Annotated in this window: 20 protein-coding genes, 5 tRNA genes, 1 rRNA gene and 1 other RNA gene; 24 read left to right on the forward strand and 3 right to left on the reverse strand. The window is 38.5% G+C overall.

Annotated elements, in window-relative coordinates; translation table 11 throughout:
* The first annotated feature begins 78 nt into the window (after window positions 1-78).
* From VIK44_RS11560 to ppdK, 6 genes are all read left to right on the forward strand, one after another.
* A complete protein-coding gene (locus VIK44_RS11560; RefSeq protein ID WP_331554046.1) occupies window positions 79-741 on the forward strand; it encodes an amino acid ABC transporter permease in 663 nt (220 codons plus the stop codon).
* A 10-nt stretch (window positions 742-751) separates the two neighbouring features.
* Window positions 752-1,510 (forward strand): amino acid ABC transporter ATP-binding protein, encoded by a 759-nt coding sequence (locus VIK44_RS11565; RefSeq protein ID WP_331554047.1) that lies wholly within the window; start codon window positions 752-754, stop codon window positions 1,508-1,510.
* Between the two features lie 107 nt (window positions 1,511-1,617).
* Entirely contained in the window at window positions 1,618-2,469 is an 852-nt protein-coding gene (locus VIK44_RS11570; RefSeq protein WP_331554048.1) for a histidinol-phosphatase, read from the forward strand.
* A gap of 2 nt (window positions 2,470-2,471) precedes the next feature.
* Entirely contained in the window at window positions 2,472-3,041 is a 570-nt protein-coding gene (locus tag VIK44_RS11575) for a helix-hairpin-helix domain-containing protein (RefSeq protein ID WP_331554049.1), read from the forward strand.
* A 341-nt stretch (window positions 3,042-3,382) separates the two neighbouring features.
* Window positions 3,383-4,186, forward strand: coding sequence for a pyruvate, water dikinase regulatory protein (locus VIK44_RS11580; RefSeq protein ID WP_331554050.1), 804 nt, complete (start codon window positions 3,383-3,385; stop codon window positions 4,184-4,186).
* Between the two features lie 5 nt (window positions 4,187-4,191).
* Complete coding sequence (gene ppdK / locus VIK44_RS11585) at window positions 4,192-6,813, forward strand: pyruvate, phosphate dikinase (protein WP_331554051.1); 2,622 nt, start codon at window positions 4,192-4,194, stop codon at window positions 6,811-6,813.
* A 109-nt stretch (window positions 6,814-6,922) separates the two neighbouring features.
* Here ppdK and VIK44_RS11590 read toward each other — a convergent pair whose 3' ends face one another.
* Window positions 6,923-7,189: a hypothetical protein gene (locus tag VIK44_RS11590; protein WP_331554052.1), complete on the reverse strand. Its 267-nt coding sequence runs from the start codon at window positions 7,187-7,189 to the stop codon at window positions 6,923-6,925.
* 233 nt (window positions 7,190-7,422) lie between these two features.
* Between VIK44_RS11590 and dnaG the strand changes: the two genes are divergently transcribed.
* From dnaG to VIK44_RS11635, 9 genes are all read left to right on the forward strand, one after another.
* A complete protein-coding gene (gene dnaG / locus VIK44_RS11595; protein ID WP_331554053.1) occupies window positions 7,423-9,201 on the forward strand; it encodes a DNA primase in 1,779 nt (592 codons plus the stop codon).
* 78 nt (window positions 9,202-9,279) lie between these two features.
* Window positions 9,280-10,344, forward strand: a complete 1,065-nt coding sequence (rpoD, locus tag VIK44_RS11600; protein ID WP_331554068.1) for an RNA polymerase sigma factor RpoD — start codon at window positions 9,280-9,282, stop codon at window positions 10,342-10,344.
* Between the two features lies 1 nt (window position 10,345).
* Window positions 10,346-11,041, forward strand: a complete 696-nt coding sequence (locus VIK44_RS11605; protein WP_331554054.1) for a class I SAM-dependent methyltransferase — start codon at window positions 10,346-10,348, stop codon at window positions 11,039-11,041.
* Entirely contained in the window at window positions 11,032-12,150 is a 1,119-nt protein-coding gene (locus tag VIK44_RS11610) for a Nif3-like dinuclear metal center hexameric protein (RefSeq protein WP_331554055.1), read from the forward strand. The genes VIK44_RS11605 and VIK44_RS11610 overlap by 10 nt, the downstream gene beginning before the upstream one ends.
* A 48-nt stretch (window positions 12,151-12,198) precedes the next feature.
* Window positions 12,199-12,538, forward strand: an RNA gene (gene rnpB / locus VIK44_RS11615) — RNase P RNA component class A.
* A 131-nt stretch (window positions 12,539-12,669) separates the two neighbouring features.
* The gene (locus tag VIK44_RS11620; RefSeq protein ID WP_331554056.1) at window positions 12,670-14,211 is read left to right on the forward strand and encodes an FGGY-family carbohydrate kinase; all 1,542 of its coding nucleotides are present in this window, start codon (window positions 12,670-12,672) and stop codon (window positions 14,209-14,211) included.
* Between the two features lie 44 nt (window positions 14,212-14,255).
* Window positions 14,256-18,491, forward strand: coding sequence for an acyl-CoA dehydratase activase-related protein (locus tag VIK44_RS11625; protein WP_331554057.1), 4,236 nt, complete (start codon window positions 14,256-14,258; stop codon window positions 18,489-18,491).
* 483 nt (window positions 18,492-18,974) lie between these two features.
* Window positions 18,975-19,679, forward strand: a complete 705-nt coding sequence (locus VIK44_RS11630; RefSeq protein ID WP_331554058.1) for a response regulator transcription factor — start codon at window positions 18,975-18,977, stop codon at window positions 19,677-19,679.
* Window positions 19,680-19,681: 2 nt separating this feature from the next.
* A complete protein-coding gene (locus tag VIK44_RS11635) occupies window positions 19,682-21,442 on the forward strand; it encodes a HAMP domain-containing sensor histidine kinase (protein WP_331554059.1) in 1,761 nt (586 codons plus the stop codon).
* On the opposite strand, the gene VIK44_RS11640 is transcribed toward VIK44_RS11635, so the two are convergent.
* Both VIK44_RS11640 and VIK44_RS11645 read right to left on the reverse strand, forming a co-directional pair.
* A complete protein-coding gene (locus tag VIK44_RS11640) occupies window positions 21,423-21,947 on the reverse strand; it encodes a Gx transporter family protein (protein ID WP_331554060.1) in 525 nt (174 codons plus the stop codon). The genes VIK44_RS11635 and VIK44_RS11640 overlap by 20 nt on opposite strands.
* A complete protein-coding gene (locus tag VIK44_RS11645) occupies window positions 21,947-22,291 on the reverse strand; it encodes a NusG domain II-containing protein (RefSeq protein ID WP_331554061.1) in 345 nt (114 codons plus the stop codon). Before VIK44_RS11645 ends, VIK44_RS11640 begins: the two co-directional genes overlap by 1 nt.
* 193 nt (window positions 22,292-22,484) lie before the next feature.
* On the opposite strand from VIK44_RS11645, the gene VIK44_RS11650 reads away from it, so the two are divergent.
* The 9 genes from VIK44_RS11650 to VIK44_RS11690 all read left to right on the forward strand — a co-directional run.
* Window positions 22,485-23,549 (forward strand): FAD:protein FMN transferase, encoded by a 1,065-nt coding sequence (locus VIK44_RS11650; RefSeq protein WP_331554062.1) that lies wholly within the window; start codon window positions 22,485-22,487, stop codon window positions 23,547-23,549.
* Window positions 23,550-23,565: 16 nt separating this feature from the next.
* On the forward strand, window positions 23,566-24,723 hold the full coding sequence (locus VIK44_RS11655) for a M20 family metallopeptidase (RefSeq protein ID WP_331554063.1): 1,158 nt from the start codon (window positions 23,566-23,568) through the stop codon (window positions 24,721-24,723).
* Between the two features lie 19 nt (window positions 24,724-24,742).
* A complete protein-coding gene (locus VIK44_RS11660) occupies window positions 24,743-25,486 on the forward strand; it encodes a class I SAM-dependent methyltransferase (RefSeq protein WP_331554064.1) in 744 nt (247 codons plus the stop codon).
* Between the two features lie 68 nt (window positions 25,487-25,554).
* Window positions 25,555-25,630: transfer RNA gene (locus VIK44_RS11665), tRNA-Val, on the forward strand.
* 15 nt (window positions 25,631-25,645) lie between these two features.
* Window positions 25,646-25,722 (forward strand) — tRNA-Asp (locus VIK44_RS11670).
* 46 nt (window positions 25,723-25,768) lie between these two features.
* A tRNA-Phe gene (locus VIK44_RS11675) sits at window positions 25,769-25,844 on the forward strand.
* 6 nt (window positions 25,845-25,850) lie between these two features.
* Window positions 25,851-25,925, forward strand: a tRNA-Gly gene (locus VIK44_RS11680).
* A 5-nt stretch (window positions 25,926-25,930) separates the two neighbouring features.
* Window positions 25,931-26,004, forward strand: a tRNA-Cys gene (locus tag VIK44_RS11685).
* A 241-nt stretch (window positions 26,005-26,245) separates the two neighbouring features.
* Window positions 26,246-26,360 (forward strand): 16S ribosomal RNA (locus tag VIK44_RS11690); the annotation flags it as partial.

The raw sequence follows: 26,360 nt of genomic DNA on the forward strand, positions 1-26,360 counted from the left end.
CAGATACTGTGACAAGTCCTATTCCTGTATTTATATGAACAAAGTTTCAATTATTTTTACGACGAAGGGAAGACCAATGTGCTAAACGAAATCCAATTATGGGCTATTCTAAACGGAACCATTGTTACTCTTGAAATTGCTATTGTGTCCATTATTGTCGGTGCGATTTTCGGTGTTATTGTTGCACTGGGAAGAATCTCCAAGAATAAAGTGGCCAATGCCCTTTCATGGTTTTATATATGGTTTTTCAGAGGTACCCCATTATTATTACAATTATTTATTATTTATTATGCGATCCCCATCATTTATCTTGATGTTACGGGAATGACGTTTCAAATCGATCCAATGCTATGTGCATACGTTGCTTTTTCGCTAAATGCAACAGCATATCTTGCTGAAATTATTCGTGCTGCAATTGAATCCATTGATAGTGGACAAATGGAAGCTGCGAAGGCTTTGGGAATGAGCTATCGACAGGCAATGACCAGAATAATTATTCCCCAAACCTTTAAACGATTGGTTGCACCCATGGGCAACGAACTTATTTTGTTACTCAAAGATACATCATTGGTATCGACCATTGCCCTTTTTGATTTATTGAGAACAGTGAAGACCATGGCGAGTGCATCCGGGAGCTGGGTCTACTATATATATGCAGCTGCTATTTATCTTTTCCTGACAACCATTATTCAGGTAGTCTTTGATAAAATGGAAAAGAAACTTGGAGTTTACGAAAGATAGAGGAATTGATATGAGTATGATAAAATTAGTAAATGTCCGAAAATCTTTTGGTGACCTGGAAGTTTTAAAGGGTATTAACTTAGAGATTCAATCAGGAGAGGTTGTGTGTATTATCGGAGCCAGTGGTTCCGGAAAAAGTACAATGCTACGCTGCCTGAATCATTTAGAACGCATTAGTGCCGGTGAGGTATATATTCAAGGTGAACTCACTGACAAACGTGAAAAGAATAAGGATTTAATGAAAATTGATCCGGTAAAAGTACAGGCTTTATGTGCAGAACTTGGAATGGTTTTCCAAAACTTTAACCTGTTTCCGCATTTAACCGTAATGCAAAACATTACGGTGGCTCCCACTATAGTAAAAAAAGTAAATAAAGACATCATTAAAAAAACAGCCTTGGTGCTTTTGGAATCGGTTGGTTTATCAGAAAAAAGAGATGAATACCCATCACGGCTTTCAGGGGGACAACAACAAAGAGTCGCCATTGCACGAGCCTTAGCAATGGAACCAAAAATTATGATGTTTGATGAACCGACTTCAGCACTCGATCCTGAACTTGTTGGTGAAGTTCTCGCAACGATGCGTCATTTAGCAGAACAAGGGATGACAATGGTCATTGTTACCCATGAAATTGGTTTTGCACGAGAAGTTGCAGACCGGGTTATCTTTATGGATGAAGGTGTTATCTGTGAGCAGGGGACACCGGATGAAGTTTTGCTTAATCCAAAAGAAGAGAGAACAAAGATTTTCTTGAATAAGATACTATAAATAGTTAAAAACACAATAAAAAATTGCCCGTTAAGGCAGTTTTTTATTTGCTTTTTTGATAAATAGCATGATACAATCATAGAAAGTCAATTCATGGAGGTACCCAAATGATACGATCTAACTATCATGTGCATTCAAACTATTGTGACGGAAAAAACACTTTGGAAGAAATGGTTCTAGCTGGAATTGATGCGGGCCTGGTGAGTATGGGTTTATCCAGTCATATGGCACTGCCCTTTAAAAATGACTGGACTATGAAAGAATCAAATCTCGAGAGTTATTTCAAAGATGTGACCTGTCTTAAAGAAAAATATGCTTCATCCATTGAACTTTATTGCGGCCTTGAAATTGATTATTTTATTGATCAAAATGATATCAGTGCTTTATCTAAAAAGAATATTTCAAAACTGGACTTCACCATAATGTCCATCCATACCATCGGATCAACGCTTTCGGACAATGTTTACTATATTGACGAATCCCAGGATAATTTAACACAGGGAATTAAAAAATTCTACAATAATAATCCTAAAACTTTTATCAAAGCCTATTATAATGGAATTACTCAAATGATCCTTTCTTATCAACCTGATATTCTGGGGCATTTAGATTTGATTAAAAAATTCAACCGGGAACATTTCTTTTTCGATGAAAAAGAAAAATGGTACAAAGAATCCGTTAATCAATGTCTTGATGCTGTTGCCAAATCCCGAACAATGATTGAGATTAACACAGGTGCTGATCTACGAGTTCCCGGTGTTGGCGGTTACCCATCGGATTGGATCATTCCGGAGCTTTTCAAACGAAAAATACCAATTACGATAAGCGGAGACAGCCATTCTCTTGAAGGCATCAGGTTTAATTTTAATGAAGCAGAACAATATTTGATGGCTTGCGGTTATAAGGAATATGGCATGCTGAAAAAGGGGCAATGGGAAATGCAACCTCTAGGCGTGTGAAAATGGATAAAATTGATAAAAACAAAGTCCTGTATCTGCTTTTGATTATTATTACAATGGGTATATTTTGGGGATGGTATAATTTGACCCAGTCTCAGGGAACCCAGCTTTCAGTTTCAGGAGCCGAAGAAGTCAATACAAATAGTAATGTGTCCTCTGGGGATAAGATTCTTATTCATATTACCGGAGCAGTTAATAATCCTGGAGTTGTTGAATTGATCAAAGATGCCCGAATGGTTGAGGCTGTGAACGCAGCAGGTGGCTTTACAGACAAAGCAGATTTTGATACCGTCAATCTTGCCAGAAAGCTAAAGGATGAGGAAAAAATTTATATCTTTAATAAGGGTGAAGTTCCGGAGCCAAGTGTTGAAAGCGCCACCGGGTTAATTAATATTAATACTGCCGGTCTGGAAGAGTTGAAAAAACTACCAGGCGTAGGTGATGTTATTGCCCAGGGCATCATTGATTATCGAGAAAAAAATGGCAATTTTACACAACTGGAAGATTTGAAAAATGTCACCCGAATTGGTGATAAAGTATATGAAGGACTTTCGCTGGCAATCACTTTGTGAAAAAGACTATAAACAAAAAAGATTGACAGAAATTTATCAATTTACAGAAAGCCTAATATTAGTTGTTTCATTTAGTGGTTTTGTGCTATAATTAACTTTGTCAAACACACTTTTTATGGGGGTTGAAAATGAGATTATCTGAAAGTCAAAATAAAATTACCTGAATATTTAAAGAAAATCAACCCATTTTCAGTAATAATATTTCGAAAAACCTTGATTTAATTGGGCCATCATTTGTTTCCGGCTTAGATGTTTTCAATATGATGGGGATTTTTGAAGTGAAACATAATGTTCGTTATTTAAATATGGGAAAGAGTAATAAACAATTGAGGAACAGTCTAATGAAAACATTTGTAATTTTCGTTGTTTCCGATTCATTAAGTGAAATTGGTGAATTATTGGTTAAGGCAGGAAAAAGCTGCTTTGAAAGATCAATCAAGGATGTTCGGTTCCATCCTTTCGTTGATGATAAACAAAGCATTGATTCAGTATTGGAATTGGCGAAAAAGGAAAATGGTCTGATCGTATACACCATTTATTCTTTGGAGTTGAAAGATTATATGGATAGTGAATCAAAACGCCTAGGGATTCCAACCTATGATGTTATGGGATCCTTAGTTGAAACACTGAAGAATCTCACGGGAGAAGAACCGGTTCGGGATCATAAAATGTTTTCTGAATTGGATGCCCAATATTTTAAAAAGGTTGAGGCGATTGAATTTGCGGTTAAATATGATGATGGTAAAAACACATCAAACCTTGATAAGGCAGATATTATTTTAATTGGGGCATCCCGAACATCAAAAACACCCATTAGTATCTATCTTGCCAATAAAAACTATAAAGTTGCTAATATTCCACTCATTCCCGAGGTTGAACCACCCCCGGAATTATTTAAAATATCCAATAAGAAGATATTCGGGTTATTGTTAGACCCAAATCAACTTGTGAATATTCGATCCGAACGATTAAAAGCAATGGGTATCACAGGGACATCAAATTATGGAAGCTATGAAAGAGTCATTATGGAGCTAGAGAAATCACAACAGCTTTTCGATAAATTAGGGTGTACTGTCATCGACGTAACATCAAAAGCAATTGAAGAAATTGCAGCAATTATACTTGAAAATATAATCAGGAGGTAGTCTGTATGTTAAAAAAATGGGTTTATTTATTTGAAGAGGGTAATGCAGAAATGAAAGCATTGCTTGGGGGAAAAGGCGCTAATCTCGCAGAGATGACTAATATCGGGTTACCAGTTCCTCAGGGTTTCACTGTGACAACTGAAGTATGTACAGAGTATTATAATCAAAGTGAAAAGCTTTCTGATGAAATTATTACGCAAATTGATAAAAGCCTGGTAATTCTTGAGGCTAAAACCGAGAAACAATTTGGGAATAAAGAAAATCCATTGCTTGTGTCGGTACGTTCCGGTGCCAAATTTTCAATGCCTGGAATGATGGATACCATTCTTAACCTTGGTCTTAATGACGAAACAGTTGCAGGGATTGCCAAGATCACAAAAAATGAACGTTTTGCTTTTGACAGCTATCGTCGATTTATCCAAATGTTTGGCGATGTTGTTCAGGAAATTCCTAAAGCTGAATTCGATAAAATTTTAGAGGATGCAAAACATAAAAATAGCTACAAAGATGATACCCAATTAACAACTGATGATCTAAAAGAAATCGTGGTTGCTTATAAAAAAATCATCAAGGATGAAACAGGGAAAGACTTTCCAATGGATCCAAAAGACCAATTATTAATGGCCATTGAAGCAGTCTTTAGATCCTGGAACAACAAACGTGCCATTAGTTATCGTAATATGAACGATATACCCCATGATATTGGAACAGCTGTAAACGTACAGTCCATGGTTTATGGAAACATGGGGGATGACAGTGGAACGGGTGTTGCCTTTACACGAAACCCTGCCACCGGACAGAATAAGCTTTTTGGTGAGTTCTTAATCAATGCCCAGGGCGAGGATGTTGTCGCAGGGATTCGCACCCCTAAAAATATTGACGATCTTAAAGATATTATGCCTGAAGTTTACAAACAATTTCATGAAACAGCTGCATTACTTGAAAATCATTATAAAGATATGCAGGATATTGAGTTTACCATCGAAAAAGGCAAACTTTATATGCTCCAGACACGAACTGGAAAAAGGACAGCAGCCGCAGCTCTTTGCGCAGCTGTCGATATGGTAAAAGAAGATTTGATTACCAAAGAAGAAGCTATTTTACGATTAGATCCTTTGTCACTGGATCAATTACTTCATCCAACCTTTGAAACTGAAGCTCTGAAAAACGCCGAACTTTTAGCAACCGGTCTTCCTGCTTCTCCAGGAGCCGCCACTGGAAAAGTATATTTTACAGCAGAAGCTGTTTGTACCGCGGCAGCCAATGGCGAAGAAACCATACTCGTAAGAAAAGAAACCTCGCCGGAAGATATTGAAGGAATGTATGCAGCCAACGGTATTTTAACCGCCCGAGGCGGAATGACTTCTCATGCTGCTGTTGTTGCCCGTGGTATGGGTAAATGCTGTGTTGCCGGATGCGAGGCGATTAAGGTCGATGAAGCTGCAAAACAATTTGTTATCGGTGGCCAGGTATTTAAAGAAGGCGATTATATTTCTTTAAATGGCAGTACCGGTAAAGTTTATAAAGGAAGCATTAAAACCGTAACGCCTGAGCTTTCAGGTCATTTTGGGGAAATTATGGCATGGGCAGACGAGTTTAGAACACTCACTATTCGAACTAATGCAGATACTCCAAATGATGCTTCTGTGGCCGTTCGATTTGGTGCTGAAGGTATCGGTTTATGCCGAACTGAGCATATGTTTTTTGATGAAAAACGACTTCCCAGTGTTCGGCGCATGATCCTCGCAGAATCTAAAGAACAGCGTGAAAAGGCCTTAGCAGAAATTCTTCCAATGCAAAAAGGCGATTTTATTGGAATATACAAAGCCATGGAAGGCCGACCAGTAACGGTGCGTTTACTAGATCCGCCGCTTCATGAATTTCTGCCTAAAGAAGCCAGGGATATTGAATTATTGGCAGCTGATTTAGGAATTTCCAATGAGGATATGGTTGAGGTTATTCACGGTTTGGAAGAATTTAATCCAATGCTTGGACATCGTGGTTGCCGTTTAGCCATTACTTTTCCAGAAATTGCCGAAATGCAAATAAGGGCAATTATGGAAGCAGCTATTGAAGTAAAAGAAAAATACAACTTTGATGTGGTTCCAGAAATCATGATTCCACTGGTTGGGATCAAAGAAGAATTTACCTACCTTGATAAAATTGTTCGGGACATAGCAGAGTTGGTTAAAGTTGAAAAGAAATCTGATATAAAATATCTGGTAGGAACCATGATAGAAATTCCCAGGGCTACCCTGATTGCGGATCAGATAGCAGAAACTGCTGAATTTTTCTCCTTCGGAACCAATGACCTCACCCAGATGACCTATGGATTTTCCAGGGACGATGCCGGTTCGTTCATTACCGACTACAAGGAAAAGGGGATTTTAACAAATGACCCGTTCCAAAGCATCGATGTCGAAGGTGTTGGATCATTAGTTCAAACAGCTTCCATACTTGGACGTCAAACCAAACCAGAATTAAAAATGGGCGTCTGTGGAGAACATGGCGGAGATCCGAAATCCATTTATTTTTTCCATAGTATCGGTTTGAATTATGTTTCCTGTTCACCATTTCGTGTCCCAATTGCACGATTAGCAGCCGCTCAAGCAGCGCTTGGTAAATAAATAAAACAAAATTTTGGAAGGCAAAGCGCATTAAAGGTCTTTGCCTTTTCAGAAATAATTAAATAAAAAAAAGCCACCCATGATGAGGTGGCTTTTTGTTGTCGCTGCTCTAATTTTTTTCTACGCATTTCTGCGGGCTAGGGTGTTTTGATACGAATCCTTCAATATCGTCATCGAGATTGTGCAGTTTCAATGTCATTGCTTCAGGATCAAAATTAATTTCTAATGTACAATCGGCTTCTAAATTCTTTAAAGCTTCTTTAACAACAGCTTCATCACCAATTTCTTTTACAGAAATAGTGGCAATTCCGTTGTTATTGAAATTTGCAGTATTAATTTTTTCCTTCAGTAACGCAATAATTTTTTGGTTTGCCATAAGGACACCTCTTTCTGAATTTTTATTTGTTTGTTATAGCATAAGTATACCCCCAAAACAGGAATTTATCCATTAATTTTGTGTTATTTAAAAATTTTTAAATCTTAATTTTTGTTTAAATCTAAAAGAAAAGGATATTATTAAAGGAGAATACAATTTGATTGAGAATAATATTAAAAGTAAGGAGTAATCCAATAGGATAGCTTCATTAGTCTGAAAATAAGGAAAAATAAATGACAGCATATTATTCAGAGGAAGTAATACAGGAAATAGTGGAAGCCAATGACATTGTGGAAGTCATTGCGGATTATATGACTCTGAAACGCGTCGGAAATTCGTTTAAAGGAAAATGTCCTTTCCACAATGAAAAGACACCATCTTTTACGGTGTCGAGAGAAAAACAATTGTATCATTGCTTTGGTTGCGGTGCTGGCGGAAATGTGATTACCTTTGTCATGGAAATAGAAAAGTTTCCCTTTGTTGATGCACTTAAATTTTTGAGTGCTCGAGGGAACATTATTTTGCCGGAAAAAAATAACCCGGAAGAAGACCGGCTGGTTTATGAAAATAAAAAACGGCTTTATGATTTGCACCGAGATGGGGCAAATTATTATTTTAAATGTTTAAATGACAGTCAGCAGGGATTAGCTTACCTTAAAAAACGTGGCATTAGTTTAAAAACGATTAAAACCTTTGGTTTGGGGTATTCAAATGGAAACTGGGATAGTTTGTTAAGCTATTTAAAAACCAGGGGCTATACCACAGAAGAAATGGTAGGATCCGGTTTGGTCATGGCCAGTGAAAATAAACACACCTATGATCGCTTTAGGAATCGTTTGATGTTTCCGATTATAAATCCAAGAAATCAGATTGTTGGTTTTGGAGGGCGCATTATCCAGGGTGATGATGGCCCTAAATATTTAAATTCGCCTGAGACAGCCATTTTTTCAAAAAGCTATGAGTTGTTTAACTTAAATCATAGCAAGAATTTTATAGAGAATGGCCGATTATTCATAGTTGAAGGATACATGGATGTTATTTCTTTATATGAAAAAGGCATAAAAAATACGGTGGCGGCATTAGGCACGGCATTTACACCTTTTCATGGTAAAATTTTGGAACGATACGCCAATGAAGTTGTTATTGCCTTTGATGGCGATAATCCCGGGGCTGTTGCTACTGAAAAAGCAATGAATATCTTGAAAAAAACTAATTTAAATGTTAAGATATTACTCTTGTCCCAAGATGAGGACCCTGATTCATTTGTTCAAAAGCATGGGGTTGACGGATTCAATGAGGTCGTTTCAAAAGCTCTGACCATTGTGGAATATCAACTTGAACTATTAAAAAAAACCAATAATCTCAATCAAACCGATGGACGGATTAGTTATGGAAATCAAGCGATCAAAATTTTAAAAGATCTTGAGAGCTCGGTGGAAATTGATTATTACAGTAAAAAGGTTGGCTCCGAGACAGGAATTAATGCAGCAACCATTCGCAGAGAGGTTGTTCGTTCAAAGAATAATCAGGATCAGACCAAACCTTTAATCGTTGATTTTGGAAAGACTCGAATGATGAATCAAAAAATTCCAAAAGCTTATATAAAAGCTCAGGAATTGGCGATCCGATATTGTTTAAAAACACCTGAAATGGCGGCACAGTTTCCAATGGATTACTTAACGGACGACCTATACCATCAATTATTAATGCTGGTTCGTGAAGAAGTTAAAAATGCCGGGGACTTAAATGGCAGCAGATTAACGAATCATTTTGAAGATTCCGAGGAGGTTCAAAAAATTGTTGAGCTATTGATCAATGAAGAGGAAGTCTCTCTGATTGATTATCATGATGCGTTGGATATTATGAAACGCTTTTATAAAGAGGCTCAGATTGAACAACTTTCTGAACAAATAAAAAAAGAAACAAATGAAGGAAATGATATAGAGGTAGCAAGGCTTACCGATCAATTGATTGGTATTAAGAAAATGATGAAGGAAAACAAGAGGCAATAAATGGGAAAAGATGAATTAAGCTTAAAAACAGGTATTGATGATGTTAGCGCAGGAACTGAAAAAATTTCAATTGAACAAATGCCTGAGGTTCAGGTGCTTTTAAAACGGGGAAAAACAAAGGGAAACCTGAATAACCATGACTTTGAGGAATGCTTGGAAAAGGTTGAACTTGATCCGGAAGAAATAGATGCCATTTATGTTTATCTTCAAAAAGAAGGAATTGAAGTTGCTTTTACGGACCTTGATCTTGAGGCAATCGAAGCGGCAGAGCTTGAGGAAGAAAATCGTAAAGAAATTGAGTTAGCAGATTCGGTGAGTGTCAACGATCCAGTCCGGCTTTATCTGAAAGAAATCGGAAAAGTGCCCTTACTTACCGGAGATGAAGAAATGATTTTAGCCCGCCGAATGGAAGCAGGCGATGACAGCGCTAAAAAGGAATTGGCAGAGGCCAACCTCCGCCTGGTCGTCAGTATTGCTAAACGTTATGTGGGTCGGGGGATGTCCTTTTTGGATCTGATCCAGGAAGGTAATCTTGGACTCATTAAGGCTGTTGAAAAGTTTGACTATACCAAAGGATTCAAATTCAGTACATATGCCACATGGTGGATTCGCCAGGCGATTACAAGGGCAATTGCAGATCAGGCCCGAACCATTCGAATTCCTGTGCATATGGTAGAAACCATTAACAAACTGATTCGCGTTTCCCGGCAGCTCCTTCAGGAGTACGGACGGGAACCAACGCCAGCAGAAATCGGAAAGGAAATGGGATTTACCGAAGAAAAAGTCAGAGAAATTCAGAAAATTGCCCAGGATCCAGTTTCTTTGGAAACTCCGATTGGGGAAGAAGAAGATAGTCACCTGGGCGATTTTATTCCCGATGAGGATGCTCCGGCACCGGCAGAGGCTGCATCCTATGCCTTGTTAAAAGAACAGCTGGTAGAGGTTTTAAATACTTTAACAGAGCGTGAAGAAAAAGTCCTCCGATTACGTTTTGGCCTGGATGATGGCCGAGCCCGAACCCTGGAAGAGGTAGGTAAGGAATTTAATGTTACCCGGGAGCGGATCAGGCAAATTGAAGCCAAGGCGTTACGCAAATTAAGACATCCAAGTCGCAGTAAAAAGTTAAAGGATTATTTAACCTAAAATGTCCATTGAATTAAGCCCAAGATTAAAGGTGATTGCCGCTTGTGTTGTCGGTGCGAGTACCATGGCGGATATTGGAACCGACCATGGCTATTTGCCGGTAGCATTGGTAGAAAAAAAAATAGTATCAAAGGCCATTGCCTGTGATATTAATGAAAAACCTTTGGCAAAAGCAAAAAAGTTCATAGCAGACAATAACTTTGATAATAGTATTGAGACCCGACTTGGTTCGGGTCTTTCTGTGCTTAAATCAGGGGAGGCAGAGGCTATTGTTATAGCAGGAATGGGTGGCTTTCTGATTCAGGAACTACTGGAGGCAGAAGCAGTAATTGCACGTTCAGCTAAAAAATTAATTCTTCAACCCATGAATAATCAATCAGTGGTACGGCGGTATTTAGAAACTCATGGCTATAAAATCACTCGCGAAGATTTAGCCAGGGAAGGACATCGGATTTACGAGATCATCGTGGCTGAACCGGGGACTATGGTAATAAGCAATCCTTTAGATTATGATCTTGGCTTTAAGGCAACAGAAACAAAGCACCCCCTGCTTAAAGAACACATTAATCGAAAGATTTTTCTGGAAGAAAAAATATGTAACAACATCATGGGGAAAACAACAATCGATGCGAAAAAGCAATTTAAGGATAGTCAGGCCATGATTCAACAGTTAAATGAGGTGAAAGAATGTCTGTAAAGATCAGTGAAATAATAAAAGTGATTGAGACCATTGCTCCAAGGGCTTTAGCAGAAGACTGGGATAATGTCGGTTTACAAATCGGATACCACCAACAATTGATTAAGAGAGTGCTTTTGACATTGGATGTGACTTCCGAGGTTGTAGAAGAAGCAGTAAATCAGAAAGTTGATCTTATTATTGCCCATCACCCCTTTATTTTCAAAGGATTAAAAACCCTTTCAGCGGATCATGAAAAAGGACGATTAATCACGAAGCTCATAAAAAATGATATTGCCCTCTATGTCGCTCATACTAATCTTGATAAAGCGGAATTTGGGCTCAATGATTTTCTGGCACATAAACTTGGACTAGAGACCGTAAGGTCACTGGATCCATCTGATCCTGAAAAATTCTATAAACTGGTGGTATATGTTCCCAGTAAGGCCACAGAAAAAATTGTTGAAGTATTTGGAAAAAATGGAGCAGGGGCCATTGGGACCTATGATTATTGCACCTTTCGTTCATCGGGCGTGGGCACTTTTCGCCCACTTATGGGATCAAATCCCTTTATTGGAAAGGTCAATACCATTGAAAATGTCAATGAGGATCGGGTAGAAGCCATTGTTCCTGAAGGTTTATTAAGAAATACCATCAATCAATTGAAAAAGACCCATCCCTATGAAGAAATGGCCTATGATGTGGTTCCCCTGGAAAACGGCCGGATAATAAATCAAAATGGATTTGGAAAAATAGGATTACTCAAAGAACCTATGAAGGGTAAAGATTTTACCCAATATGTAAAGAAAGTCTTGAATCTAAGCACTCTAAGAGGCGCGGGAATTTTACCAGAGACTGTAAAGCGGGTTGCACTTTGTTCCGGAGCAGGAGCAGATATGATCGGGATTGCCAAAGCAAAAAAAGCAGACGTTTTAATCACCGGCGATTTAAAACACCATGATGGGCAGCGGGCAGCGGAAAATAACTTTTGGGTACTTGATGCAGGTCATTTTGGAACGGAAAAATGCGTAACCGAATGTCTTGAGGCAATGATTATTGCCGGTTTAGGAGAAAAGACTCCGGAATTGATTACCGCCAGGGGTTTAAAAGATTATATTTTCCTTTATTAAAAGTTATTTATTTGCATCAGAATAAATAATAGGTTATAATTGAATGGTTTAGTAAATCAGATAGTCGCACCCGGGTTACACCGGTTGAGGAAAGTCCGAGCTCCAAAGAGCGTGGTGCCGGGTAACGCCCGGTGGAGGCAACTCTAAGGCAAGTGCAACAGAAAGTATACCGCCAGTAATGGTAAGGATGAAAGGGTGAGGTAAGAGCTCACCAGTGGTGTGGTAACACATCAGCTATGTAAACCCCACTTGGAGCAAGACCAAGAACGGATTTTAAAAGACGGCTGCTCGTCGTTATCCTATGGTAGGTCGCTAGAATTTATTGGTGACAATAAATCGAGATAGATGGCTATTTAAACAGAACTCGGCTTATAGATTTAGTAAAACAATTTTGCGGATAAAAGTAATTCAGGTTAATCTGAATTGCTTTTTTTTTATTTTAAAGGTTTTTAAATAATGAAACTATTTTTTTACATAATTGATGGTATTTGGTATAATAGTATAAAATCAAGTGGATAAGTGGAGAAGTTACCTTTGGTGAAAAATAGTATTGAAAATATAGTCATGACCATTGATTGTGGAACTAAGGGAGTTCGAGCAATCCTCTTTGACGATTTTGGAAATGAATTGGGGAAAAGCGAAATAATTTATGACGGTTATTATTCGAAAAATTTTCAGTGGAAAGAGGCGCCACCTGAAATGTTCTGGGATGGTCTTGTTGGGGTCATACGAATAATCAGAGAAAAGCACCCAGAGCTTTTTAATGGCATTCAGGGAGTGACGATTGCCTGTCAACGTGATATTATTACAGTCGTAGATGAAAAAGGAGAACCGCTTCGGGATTTTATTAGCTGGCTGGATCGGCGAACCATAAAAGAACCTTTAAAGATTCCTTTGCCCTATGAGCTGTTATTTAAACTTGTCGGCTTTAATGCTTTTGCAAACTCCTTTAATATTAACACCCATGCCCATTGGATTAAGGTAAATGAACCGGATATTTGGAAAAAAGCTTACAAGCTGGTTTTTCTTTCCACCTATCTTTTAACGAAGCTTACCGGAAAAATCATGGACAGTCGGTCTGCTACCGTAGGCCACGTTCCTTTTGATTATAAAAACAGAAAATGGTGTAAAAAACAGGATGTTAAATCACAGGTGCTGCAAATTGAACCTGAAAAGCGCTATGATTTGGTTGAGTCCTGTGAAATTATTGGCTATGTCACTGCTGAAGCATCTCAATTAACCGGACTTCCGGTTGGCTTACCCATCATATCTTCCGGAACTGATAAGGGGTGTGAAACATTGGGGGTTGGAGCAATCACTCCTGATATTGCCAGCGTTTCACTTGGAACCCAGGCAACCGTTGAAATTACAACCACAAAATACATCGAGCTTTTCCCTTTTTATCCAGCCTTTTCAGCTGTTCAAAAGGATTCTTATAATCCGGAAATTACAATTTATCACGGATTTTGGATGGTCGAGTGGTTTATTAATGAATTTTTATCACATGAGGATCCAAGTGCGGTTTATGCTTTACTTGATAGCTATCTTAAGGAAACACCGGTGGGTGCGAATGGATTAGTGCATCAACCCTATTGGGGAAGGGAAGCCTATCGCCCTGAAGCCAGAGGGTCGTTAATTGGTCTGAGTGAAGGTCATGATAAAAAACATATTTATCGGGCGTTTATTGAAGGTCTTGGTTTTGGAATTTTAGAGGGCATAAAAGTCATTGAATCAAAAACCGGGACCCCAATAGAGGCCATCGGCCTTTCAGGTGGCGGATCACGAAGTGATGATGTGGCTCAGATAATGGCGGATATTTTCAATCGACCTGTCTATCGGGTCCAAACCTTTGAAACCACTGCATTAGGCGGTGCCATGGCAACGTTTATAGGCTTGGGACGGTATGAAAGCATCAGAGAAGCAGAGACATTTATGGTCAGAAAATCTAAAACATTTAAACCTGATCTTAAAAATGCTCAAAAATATGCAGAGATTTATAATAATATTTATAAAAAATTATATGGACGTTTAAAGCCTTTATATAAAAAATATAAGGGCTGATTTACATATTATTGACATAAATAGAGAAGAGGTCATAAAAATCAATGAAGAATAATTTAAAAATGGGTATTGATATTGGATCCACTACCATTAAAGTGGTTGTGCTCAATAATAGAAATGAAATTATTTATGAGGAATACCGCAGACATTTATCAAATATAAAAATAACTATTGTTAATTTATTAAAAGAAACCTATGATAAGTTAGGCGATCTGAAATTAAGAGTCTGTGTCACCGGATCAGGTGGTCTCATGATCTCCCAGTGGTTGGGAATCCCTTTTGTTCAGGAGGTTATCGCCGGAACTTTAGCAGTGGAACGATGTATTCCGCGAACCGAGGTTGCCATCGAACTCGGTGGAGAGGATGCGAAAATCACTTTTTTTAAAGGCACCATTGAGCAGCGGATGAATGGCAGCTGTGCCGGTGGCACCGGGGCGTTTATTGATCAAATGTCGACCCTTCTTAAAACAGATGCTCAGGGTCTTAATGAATTGTCAAAAAATCACACGATGATCTATCCCATTGCATCACGTTGCGGTGTTTTTTCAAAAACCGATATTCAGCCTCTCATTAATGAAGGGGCAGAAAAATCCGATATTGCGGCATCCATTTTCCAGGCTGTGGTGAATCAAACCATTAGTGGTCTTGCCTGTGGACATCCCATCCGCGGAAATGTAGCATTTTTAGGAGGACCACTTTACTTTTTGTCAGAATTAAGGCAGCGCTTTATTGAAACACTGAAATTAAGTAAAAATCAAATAATATTTCCGGAAAAATCAAATATTTTTGTAGCTATCGGGGCCGCGTATTCCGCTGAAAAAGAAGATTTTATGGATTTGGAGGAACTGGTTTTGGCGGTAGGCAATTTAGATGCGTTATCAAAAAACGAAGTGGGCCACCTTGAACCTCTTTTTCTAAACCAGGCCGAACTTGGAAAGTTCAGACAACGACACAATAAAAATCAGGTCAAGAGGCGTGAGCTAACTGATTACGAAGGACCGTGTTATCTGGGCATTGACGTTGGATCGACCACCACTAAAGCGGTGCTTGTCAGCCAGGATGGAGAATTGCTTTTTAGTTACTATGGCGGAAATGAAGGAAGCCCCCTTACTCAAACCATTAAGATTTTAAAAGAAATTTACACCATCCTTCCCGAGGGTGTCACGATTGCCAAGTCAGCGGTTACCGGTTATGGAGAAAGTTTGATTAAGACTGCTCTGAAAGTGGATATTGGGGAAATTGAAACCATTGCCCACTACAAAGGTGCCCGTTATTTTAGGCCTGAGGTTGATTTTATTCTGGACATTGGCGGTCAGGACATGAAATGCATGAAAATAAAAAATGGCACCATTGACAGTATTATTCTTAATGAAGCCTGTTCCTCAGGCTGTGGTTCCTTTTTAGAAACTTTTGCTAATTCACTTGATTTAACCATGGAAGAATTTGTGGATTCTGCATTATTGGCAGAAAATCCTGTGGATCTTGGAACCCGGTGCACGGTTTTTATGAATTCTAAAGTAAAACAGGCTCAAAAAGAAGGGGCAGAAGTAGGCGATATTTCAGCTGGACTATCCTATTCAGTCATCAAAAATGCTTTGCAAAAAGTTATTAAAATACATAATCCCAAGGAATTGGGAGAGAACATCATTGTCCAGGGAGGTACCTTTAACAACCAGGCAGTGCTCCGGACCTTTGAAAAGATTACCGAAAAAGAAGTTACCCGTCCTGATATTGCCGGGTTAATGGGAGCCTTTGGGGCAGCACTTATTGCCAGAGAAAACTGTGTGCCCGGGGAACGCAGCGGGATTTTAACCATGGATGCGTTAGATGAGTTTGAAGTCAAGGTGAGCCATAAAAGGTGCGGAGGCTGCAGTAATAATTGCCTGTTAACCATTAATCGATTTAATGACAACAGTCGTCATATCACTGGGAACCGATGTGAAATTGGGGAAGGCAGTCCCAAAAATAATCATCGTTTGCCAAATCTCTATCAATATAAATATCAGCGTGTTTTTAATTATGAGTCTTTGCCACTTGAAAAGGCACCGCGAGGAGAAATTGGAATTCCCCGGGTATTAAACCTTTACGAAAATTATCCATTCTGGCATACTTTTTTTACAAATCTGGGATATCGGGTGGTACTTTCACCTGAGTCCAATCGAAAAATATATGAAAAAGGAATGGAAAGTATACCCTCAGAATCGGTTTGTTATCCTGCAAAGCTTGTCCATGGTCATGTTCAATGCCTCATTGAACAAGGGATAAAAATGATTTTTTATCCCTGCATCCCCTATGAAGAACAGGAATTTGAAAAGGTTGATAATTGTTATAATTGCCCCATTGTTGTGTCTTATCCTGAGACCATTAAACACAATCAGGATGATATAAAAAATGAAAATATCTCCTTTTTAAATCCTTTTATTCCGTTTGATAATAAAAGGCGGTTGGAAGAACGCCTTTGTGAGGTCTTTAAGGTGTACGGGATCACTGAAGATGAAATTGCTTTTGCAGTAAAAGAAGCCTTAAAGGAGAAAGATTGCTTTAGAGAAGATCTCCAGAAAAAAGGTGAGGAAACCATTGCTTACCTTAAAAAAACCGGACAAAAGGGGATTGTACTGGCAGGACGCCCTTACCACATAGACCCTGAGGTGAACCATGGCCTTGATAATATTATTACCGGCCTGGATATGGCAGTGCTCACCGAAGATGCCATTGCCCATCTTTATGATGTCAAGGAGAATGAACATTACCGTGTTCTTGATCAGTGGAAATATCACAGCCGTCTGTACAAGGCGGCAAATGTGGTGAATCAACATGACTTTTTAGAATTGGTCCAATTAACATCGTTTGGTTGCGGCCTTGATGCAGTCACATCAGAGCAAACCCAGGAAATTCTGGAAAGTTGCGGAAATATCTATACCATGATAAAAATTGATGAGGTCAATAACCTCGGGGCTATTCGGATTCGAATGCGGTCTCTGAAAGCTGCAATGATTGAGCGTGAAAAAAACCATACAGCTGTCACCCCGATCGCTTTACCAAATCGGGTCGTTTTTACTCGGGCAATGAAAAGGAAACATACCATACTGGCACCTCAGATGTCACCTATCCATTTTGATTTTATTCAGGAAGCCATGGAAAGTCAGGGGTTTAACCTGGAAGTAATGCCAAGTGTTGATAATGCGGCCATTGAGGAAGGATTAACCTATGTGAACAACGATGCCTGTTATCCAACGATTATTACCACCGGCCAGATAATGCATGCGTTGAAATCCGGAAAATATGATTTGGATAATGTCTCAGTCCTTATGTCACAAACCGGCGGTCCCTGTCGTGCGTCTAATTATGTCGCGTTTATTAGAAAGGCATTGGAATCCGCTGGCATGGCACAAATTCCGGTTATTTCCCTGAGTGTGATTGGCCTTGAAAAAAATCCTGGTTTTAAATTAAGACTCCCTTTGATCTCACGATTACTCATGGGCATTGTTTATGGGGATCTCTTACAACGCGTTGTCAGTGCAACACGGCCCTATGAACTGCATCCCGGTTCCACAGAAGACTTGTATCAATATTGGCGGAAAAACGTCAAAGAAAATATAAAAAGCGGCAGTCTTCGGGGATTTAAAGAAAATGTGCGGACCATTGTAAAAGAGTTTGACACAGTGCCTCGTACAGATAAAAAACTTCCGAAAGTGGCTATTGTCGGAGAGATTCTGGTGAAATATCATCCTACCGCCAATAACAACCTTCAAAAAGTGTTGGAAGATGAGGGTGCAGAAGTTGTAATGCCGGATCTCATGGATTTCTTTTTATACTGTTGTTATAACCAGGTTTATAAATATGAAGAACTTTCAGGGCGTCGACGGTCAATGAAGACGGCAAAGCTGATGATTAAATTCCTGGAATTTACAAGAAAAAATATGAAAATGGCTTTGAGAGAAAGCAGTCATTTCACATCACCATCCACCATTGAAAAAAAGGCATCTAAAGCCAAAGAATTGATCTCCCTTGGTAATCAGGGAGGTGAAGGCTGGTTTTTAACTGCAGAAATGATGGAACTCATAGAAGATGGTGTTGAGAACATCGTTTGTGTTCAGCCCTTTGCCTGCTTGCCGAATCATGTGATGGGTAAGGGTATGATTAAACCGATTCGCCATAAATATCCCATGTCAAATATTGCTCCTATTGATTATGACCCTGGAGCAAGTGAAGTCAATCAGCTCAATCGAATCAAGCTGATGATGGAAACAGCGAAAAAGAATTTAAAGAAAAATAGTTAATAAAAGGCCAGCAGTTTTGCTGGCCTGAGTTTGTTGACAAACCCATCCTGGGGACAATGGTAAATCGTTGTCTGCTACATGTTCGTACAGGCTAACGCCTGTTCGCCATGATGCAGACACCTGATGTTACCATTATCCCCAGGACTTACTATACTACTTTACCTATTTGTATACAGTCAGAGACCAGCAGTTTGCTGGCCTTTTTTGAATTCTAAATTTTTGCATAAAAAAAGAACTGCTTCAAAGAGAAACAGCTCATTTTCCTAAATGAAAAAGGGGAGTAATTCATTTAGGAATAAAGGATCTTATGTGATATTCTCATTATATGGAGAGTCAGGTAAGAATACAATCTTTATTTTTAGGATAACGTTTTCAGTTTAATGTAAAAGGTTTACACTTAAATAATAAAATTTACAAGGCCTTAACATGGAATATGATATAATTTTATTTGTAAGAAAAAGTTGAATGTAAAAAGGAGACCATATGAAAAAAATTCTCATTATAGAAGATGAATGGAATATATTTGAATTAATTAAATTTAACCTTGAAACACAGGGATTTAATGTGGAAGGCGTTCAGGATGGTGCATTGGCCATTGAAAAGATTTTAGAGTATCAGCCTAATCTTATTATTTTAGATCTCATGCTTCCGGGAAAAGATGGGATTACCATCTGTCGTGATGTACGCATTAATCCTGATATTTCCTTTACCCCTATTATCATGCTTACTGCTAAAAGTGAGGAGTTTGACAAGGTTTTAGGCTTGGAAATTGGAGCCGATGACTATATGACAAAACCCTTTGGAATTAAGGAGCTTTGCGCTCGGGTAAAGGCCGTCTTAAGACGAACTGAATTTCTCTTATCTAAAGAAGAAGAAGCCATAATAATTGGTGAACTTATCATTGAACCAAAGGCGTTCGAAGTTTATCTCGATGGAAAAAAGCTGGCATTGACTTTAAAAGAATACGAGTTACTGGTGTTTTTGGCAAACCATCGAGGCCAGGTATTAACCCGAGATCAACTCCTTGATCAAATATGGGGTTTTGATTATTATGGAGAAACCAGAACGGTGGATGTACATATACGGTATTTAAGAAAGAAAATTGAGGATCAATCCGAGCATGGACGAAAATTCATTGAAACCGTCCGTGGGGTTGGCTATCGTTTTGTAGAAAAAATAGAGGATTAGAAATGAAAAAGCGACTTTCCATTGCATTTATTATTATTATTGTCGCAAGTATCGTTTTCTGTGGTTTGTTAACAACGCTTAGCTATCGACAAAGCTATTTTTCGGATACTGAAAGCAACTTAAAAAAGAGCAGCAATTATATTGTGAATTATTTATTACCTGTATTTATGGAAACCGGCAATTCCGAAGAGTTGGATCACTTCACTGATAGTACAGAACTCCGGGTGACAATTATCAATCCTAACGGCGATGTGACATATGAATCACTTAAAGGATTGGATACCATAGAGAATCACAAAGGCCGGCCTGAAATTGCAGGAGCGCTGAAAGGGATAACCACAACAGAAATTCGTTATTCAGATACTTTTAAAAATCAAATGATTTATGTAGCCACACCATATTATTCTAACAATAATATCGAAGCAGTGGTAAGAGTTGCCTTACCCCTCAAGGCTATGGAAAATGGTTTATATCAAATGTTTAACTATCTTATAGTTATTTTACTTGCTTCCATTTTAGCCACGATTGTTTCTGTGACCTATTTTATCAATCGTGAACTGAAACCCCTTGATGAGGCGTCATCTTTTGCGAGGAAGATTGCATCCGGAAAATACGGAGAAAAGCTTACAATGATCCGTGAGGATAAAATAGGAGAACTGGTTGAATCCCTTAATCAGATGTCATCCCAATTAGACGATTCCTTTACAGAAATGAATAAAAAGAATGCCGAACTCACATCGATTTTATCAAGTATGAATCACGGCATTATTGCCATAGATGGTGATAATCGTATTATCCATTTAAACGATGCCGCCCGGAAGGTTTTAAAAATACCGCAGAACGAAACAGTTATTGGGAAAAATATTTTAGAAATATATCGTGATTCCTTTATCTATGAATTAATGGTTCATCTGGAAGATGAGGAAAGTGAAAAAATGAATTTCGAATCACGGATCAATGGCAATCAGTTTCTGAGAATCTATATCAATCGTATTATTGAAAATAATAATATCTTCAATGGACACATTATTGTATTGGAGGACATTACCTTTTTAAAAAGTCTGGAAAAAATGCGACGTGATTTTATTGCCAATGTTTCTCATGAGTTAAAGACCCCGATTACTTCCATTAAGGGATTCATTGAAACCATCCAGGAAAATAATATCCAGGACGAAAAGACATTGAATCGTTTTTATTCAATTATTTCAGAAGAAAGTGATCGTCTCAGCCGATTGGTCAATGATATTCTGGTATTATCTCATCTTGAAAATAAGGGCGGAATTAATGAAAAGTGTGAATCACTAAAGCTTGATCAAGAAATCATCCAAATTTTTGATATTCTGAAGCTAAGTGCCGAAGAAAAAAATATCACCCTAAAATTAAACATCAAAGAGAAAATTATTCTTTATTTTAATCCGGATGAGTTCAGACAAATGATGATTAATCTTATTGATAATGCCTTGAAATATTCTGAAATCAACAAAAGCGTTGAGGTCAGTCTGACACAAGTTGAAGAAGAAATTAAAATTGAAGTAAAAGACCAGGGTTATGGTATTCCGGAAAAGGATATTGGAAGAATCTTTGAGCGCTTTTATCGTGTGGATAAAAGTCGGTCAAAAGAAAAAGGAGGCACCGGTTTGGGCCTCGCAATTGTAAAGCACATCATATTTAATAATCATGGGAGTATTGAAGTTAACAGTGTTTTAGGAACGGGAACCGTGTTTATTATTCACTTACCAAAAACTATGGATTCAGACGTTTAAAAATAGTGGTTTTATTAAGAAGCCTTAAGAGTTCACGGGCAGTGATTCCGATAAAAATCCCGGTGGGAATGGCAAAGAGCATCAGAAATAGAAAATACAATATCAGATTACCAGTCTGAACAATAACGACTGCAACGAGAACTTGCCCCAGGTTATGGGCAATAGCACCGAAAATACTAATGATTATGAGTGAATAACTGTTTTTGGAAAAGTGAAGCAGCAGAGCCATAACCAGTAGACTTAAAAGCCCGCCGGCAAGTGCAAAGCTGATAGAAGATAGGTTACCGAACATAAAACCGGATAATAACACACGCCCCACAACGACTAAAATAGTAAGCGGCCATCCCAGGGTGATTAACGAAATCAGAGTAATAATATTAGGTAAGCCAAGCTTTACACCGGGAATTGGGACGGGTAGGGGTATGAAGCTTTCCACATAGCTTAGAATCAGAGCCATTGCAATATATAAACTCAGAATAACCAACCGATACGATTTTGAATCCATTATTTGTCACCAGTTACGATTTCGACAATTAATTTGTGGGGGAGGCATACAATGGTTTCCCCTGGAGATGAAATACCCCGTGCTTTGACACATATTTGATCAGGACAATCAGCCTCAGTCATTCTAGCCTGTCCATTGGAAATCACTAGTGTATTAGTGCCAGATGCATCTTTGAATGTTTCAGAATATTCCTGGGAAAGTGGAAGAGTGGCCAGGACCTCACCTGCACGGCTAACTCGAACCGATAGGGGTTGATCTGTGGCGTTTAGTCCATAAAAAAGAGCAATGCCTCCTAAACTGATGGCCAACAGTATTGTTATTATTAATAATTCTTTTTTCTTCATGTAGTTCCTCGTTAATTTGAATTTTGGAATTGAACGCATTTTAATTAAATATATTAAGTATTGACATCGTTTATGTCAATATTTTATACGAAAAAATGGGAATGGTAAAGACTTTACCATTTTTTTTGTTTTTTCTTAAAAAATTTGATATAATATTTAATCTAAAAAGAAATTGAAAAAGGTTGGGAAAATTATGAAAACAAAAAAAATGATCATTCAGATAAGTTGTTTAGTACTGGGGTTGAGTCTTGTGATATCGATGTTCACAGGGTGCAATAAAGGGAAAACCATCACGCGAAATGATTTTTTACTGGATACATTTGTTAGCATTACACTCTATGGTGAATCTGACGAGGCTCTTTTAGATAAACCCTTCGACAAAATCAAAGAACTCAATACCACACTAACAGAAATTGATAGTCAAAGTGATTTGACTCGGATTAAAGATAATGCTGGGGTTCAGCCTGTGGTTGTTTCAGAGGCTACCTATCGGATTATAGAAAAAGGGATTAATTATTCCAAAATTTCCGGTGGTTATTTTGATGCTACCGCAGGTCCGCTCATAGATTTATGGGGTATTCATGCTCCTGAAATCAAAGAAGCACCATCCCCAGAGTTGATTGCAGCGGCTCAACAAAAAATAGACTACAAAAAAGTTGTGTTAGACCCTGATAAAAAAACCGTGTATTTGCCAGAGCCTGGAATGTCAATTAATATTGGATCCGTTTCCAAGGGATATATCGCTGATGCCGTCATGGCAGTCATCAAAGAAGAAGGTGTTAAGCATGCTATCGTTAACCTGGGAGGAAATGTGTTGGTGATGGGTGGAAAAGAGGATGGAAGTCCATTTGGTGTTGGGGTAGAAGATCCTAATGATCCCGGTAAGGGATACATAGGGGTATTATCCATAAAAGATGGTTCTATCGTAACCTCGGGAGATTACCAGCGCTACTTTACCGATGCAGCAGGAAAGCGCTATCACCATATTCTCGATCCTTTCACAGGATATCCTTCAGATTCAGGGTTAACTCAGGTAACTGCGGTTACAGACGCTTCCGTTGATGGAGATGGTTTAACAACAACCTTGTTTTTGCTTGGATTAGACAAAGGTCTTGCTTTAGTTGAGAAAATGCCTGGAGTGGAAGCTATTTTTGTTACCAAAGACAATAAAATTTTTGTAACAAAGGGACTTAAAGATACCTTTGTTTTTGACAAAGAAAAATATGGGAGTAAATATACAGTGACAATGATGGAATAAAACTGGAAGGGAAGAAATGCAAAAAGAAGAGCTGTTAAATACTTATCTTGATGAGGCAAGGCGTATTCGTCGAGAACTTCATCAAATTCCTGAAGAGGGCTTTAATTTACCTAAAACCCATGAATACATTATCAATTATTTAGAAAGACAGGGATACAAACCCGAAAAAGTCTGTGATACTGGTGTAATATTGTATATCCCGGGAAATGACAATGATAATGCCATTGCATTTCGTGCGGATATGGATGCTATTTGCTTGAATGAAGAGACTGACCATGTATTCACATCCGCGCATCCAGGATACATGCACGCCTGTGGTCATGATGGACATATGACTATGAATTTACTGTTGGCAAAATACCTGGCGGATCATCCCAGTGAGAAAACAAGAAGTGTTTTACTGATTTTTCAACCGGGAGAAGAAGGACCCGGAGGGGCAAAACCACTGGTCAAGGTCGGAATTTTAAAAAGATATGATGTTAAAGCGATTTTTGGATACCATCTCTTTCCTTTTATTAAAGAAGGGATCCTCAGTACAACCCCAGGTCCAATGATGGGGCAGAATAATGAATTCTATTTTACTGTTCATGGAAAAAGCGGACATGCTGCTGAACCACATCTCGCGGTTGATGCCATTGTTGCAAGTGCATCCCTGATCACCGGGATTCAATCCATCGTAAGTCGTAATGTTAATCCTATAAAAAATGCTGTCATTACCATTGGATTATTAAATGGCGGAACCCGAGTAAATGTGGTGGCAGAAGAAGTGAAAATCGGTGGAACTACACGTTCTTTTGATGAAGATATCCAAATTTTGCTCCAAAACCGCATTACTGAAGTTGCCAAAGGGATTGAACTTATTCATAAGTGTACCATTGATTTAGAGTTTGTTGATATGTACCCATCAGTCATTAATGATTGCTCTCTTTATGAAATTTTCTTAGAGTTATGTAACCCGGAAGAGAGATTAGTATTTGAAAAAGTTATGCTTTCAGAGGATTTTGCTTTTTACCAAAAAGAGATTCCAGGGCTTTTTATTGGAATTGGTACCGGTAATTCTCAAAAAGGTTTTGACAAAAGTCTACATACATCACATTTTAATTTTGACGAAGAAGTCCTGATCAGTGGATTGGAGATGTCTTTGAAATTTTTGAGTTATAGGAAAAAATATTAAAAAAACAGAGGTTTAATTTATGTACGAAGAATTTGCACAGGTTTATGACAAACTTATGAAAGAAATTGATTATTTAAAATGGTCTGAATATTTGCAGGGTTTGTTTTTGAATGCGAATCGTGAAATAAATTCGGTTTTGGAATTTGGCTGTGGCACTGGAAATATCACGTGCAGTTTGGCAGATAAAGGTTTCGAAATGACAGCCGTTGATTTATCCGAAGCAATGTTAACTTTTGCCGATGAAAAAGCCCGTGAAAAGGGTTTTAAAAATATTCAATTTTATTTGGGAGATATGAGTAATTTTGAAATCGATCAAACCTATGATGCAGTGATCTCATGCTGCGATTGTGTCAATTATTTGCCAAGCTTAGAATCACTTCAAAGTTTTTTAGTTTGCAGCCACGATCGCTTAAAGAGCAAAGGATTACTGTTGTTTGATATCAATACAATTTCTAAATATAAAAATATCATTAAGGATAACACCTATATCTATGATGTTGACGATGTTTTTTGTGTTTGGGAAAATGAACCTGATTACGCAAAAAAAGAAATGCAGTTCAACTTGACCTTCTTCTCTGAAAATCCGGATAAAACCTACAGCCGATTTGAAGAAATACAAACCCAATATATGTACACGATTGATGAAATAAATCGATGTCTAACAACGATTGGATTTCATAAAATTAAATATTTTGACTTTGGTACTGACAGCCAAGGAAGTGATGACAGAGAGCGTATTCAAATCGTTGCAGAGAAAAAATAATAAAACTTAAGAAAGTCATTGACAACTTGGCTTTACTGCCGTATAATTACGCTTGTATCTCAAGTGATGGTCGCATAGCTCAGCTGGGAGAGCACCTGCCTTACAAGCAGGGGGTCATAGGTTCGAGCCCTATTGCGACCACCATATTTTTTTTGAGGTGGCCTGGTAGTTCAGTTGGTTAGAATGCCAGCCTGTCACGCTGGAGGTCGAGGGTCCGAGTCCCTTCCAGGTCGCCATTTTCTATTAAAGAAATATTGATGTAAAGTTTGAAAAATATCATATGCCCAAATAGCTCAGTCGGTAGAGCAGAGGACTGAAAATCCTCGTGTCGGTGGTTCAATTCCGCCTTTGGGCACCACCATTTGCGGAAGTAGCTCAGTGGTAGAGCATCGCCTTGCCAAGGCGAGGGTCGCGGGTCCGAATCCCGTCTTCCGCTCCATATAAGGTGCCATAGCCAAGTGGTAAGGCAAAGGTCTGCAACACCTCCATCCCCAGTTCAAATCTGGGTGGCACCTCCAAAAAAACAATAAAAACACTTGACAGCATTAGGGAATGACGATACAATAGAAAAGCTTCTTAAGAGGAGTGGCGGTCATAGAAAAGAGAATAGTACCATAAAACCTGTTGATTTCGGCTAACACTTTCGGGTGTTAGGAGAAAACAAAAACACGGTTCTTAGAGAACCCTTCGCAAGAAGTAAAAATTGAGTTATTTACATGAGCAAGATATGATAGCCGAAAGGCTTGAAATACAAACACTTTTATTGAGAGTTTGATCCTGGCTCAGGACGAACGCTGGCGGTATGCTTAACACATGCAAGTCGAACGAGACGAAGGTGCTTGCACCTTTAGAAAGTGGCGAACGGGTGAGTAAC

The sequence above is a fragment of the Acetobacterium sp. genome (assembly GCF_036508315.1).
In the GTDB taxonomy this organism is placed as follows: domain Bacteria; phylum Bacillota; class Clostridia; order Eubacteriales; family Eubacteriaceae; genus Acetobacterium.

What these genes read in the sequence shown, in the direction of transcription:
- VIK44_RS11565 (WP_331554047.1), top strand. Translation starts at nt 752, where the DNA reads ATGAGTATGATAAAATTAGTAAATGTCCGAAAATCTTTTGGTGACCTG.
- VIK44_RS11570 (WP_331554048.1), top strand. Translation starts at nt 1,618, where the DNA reads ATGATACGATCTAACTATCATGTGCATTCAAACTATTGTGACGGAAAA.
- VIK44_RS11575 (WP_331554049.1), top strand. Translation starts at nt 2,472, where the DNA reads ATGGATAAAATTGATAAAAACAAAGTCCTGTATCTGCTTTTGATTATT.
- VIK44_RS11580 (WP_331554050.1), top strand. Translation starts at nt 3,383, where the DNA reads ATGAAAACATTTGTAATTTTCGTTGTTTCCGATTCATTAAGTGAAATT.
- ppdK (WP_331554051.1), top strand. Translation starts at nt 4,192, where the DNA reads ATGTTAAAAAAATGGGTTTATTTATTTGAAGAGGGTAATGCAGAAATG.
- VIK44_RS11590 (WP_331554052.1), bottom strand. Translation starts at nt 7,189, where the DNA reads ATGGCAAACCAAAAAATTATTGCGTTACTGAAGGAAAAAATTAATACT.
- dnaG (WP_331554053.1), top strand. Translation starts at nt 7,423, where the DNA reads ATGACAGCATATTATTCAGAGGAAGTAATACAGGAAATAGTGGAAGCC.
- rpoD (WP_331554068.1), top strand. Translation starts at nt 9,280, where the DNA reads ATGCCTGAGGTTCAGGTGCTTTTAAAACGGGGAAAAACAAAGGGAAAC.
- VIK44_RS11605 (WP_331554054.1), top strand. Translation starts at nt 10,346, where the DNA reads ATGTCCATTGAATTAAGCCCAAGATTAAAGGTGATTGCCGCTTGTGTT.
- VIK44_RS11610 (WP_331554055.1), top strand. Translation starts at nt 11,032, where the DNA reads ATGTCTGTAAAGATCAGTGAAATAATAAAAGTGATTGAGACCATTGCT.
- VIK44_RS11625 (WP_331554057.1), top strand. Translation starts at nt 14,256, where the DNA reads ATGAAGAATAATTTAAAAATGGGTATTGATATTGGATCCACTACCATT.
- VIK44_RS11630 (WP_331554058.1), top strand. Translation starts at nt 18,975, where the DNA reads ATGAAAAAAATTCTCATTATAGAAGATGAATGGAATATATTTGAATTA.
- VIK44_RS11635 (WP_331554059.1), top strand. Translation starts at nt 19,682, where the DNA reads ATGAAAAAGCGACTTTCCATTGCATTTATTATTATTATTGTCGCAAGT.
- VIK44_RS11640 (WP_331554060.1), bottom strand. Translation starts at nt 21,947, where the DNA reads ATGGATTCAAAATCGTATCGGTTGGTTATTCTGAGTTTATATATTGCA.
- VIK44_RS11645 (WP_331554061.1), bottom strand. Translation starts at nt 22,291, where the DNA reads ATGAAGAAAAAAGAATTATTAATAATAACAATACTGTTGGCCATCAGT.
- VIK44_RS11650 (WP_331554062.1), top strand. Translation starts at nt 22,485, where the DNA reads ATGAAAACAAAAAAAATGATCATTCAGATAAGTTGTTTAGTACTGGGG.
- VIK44_RS11655 (WP_331554063.1), top strand. Translation starts at nt 23,566, where the DNA reads ATGCAAAAAGAAGAGCTGTTAAATACTTATCTTGATGAGGCAAGGCGT.
- VIK44_RS11660 (WP_331554064.1), top strand. Translation starts at nt 24,743, where the DNA reads ATGTACGAAGAATTTGCACAGGTTTATGACAAACTTATGAAAGAAATT.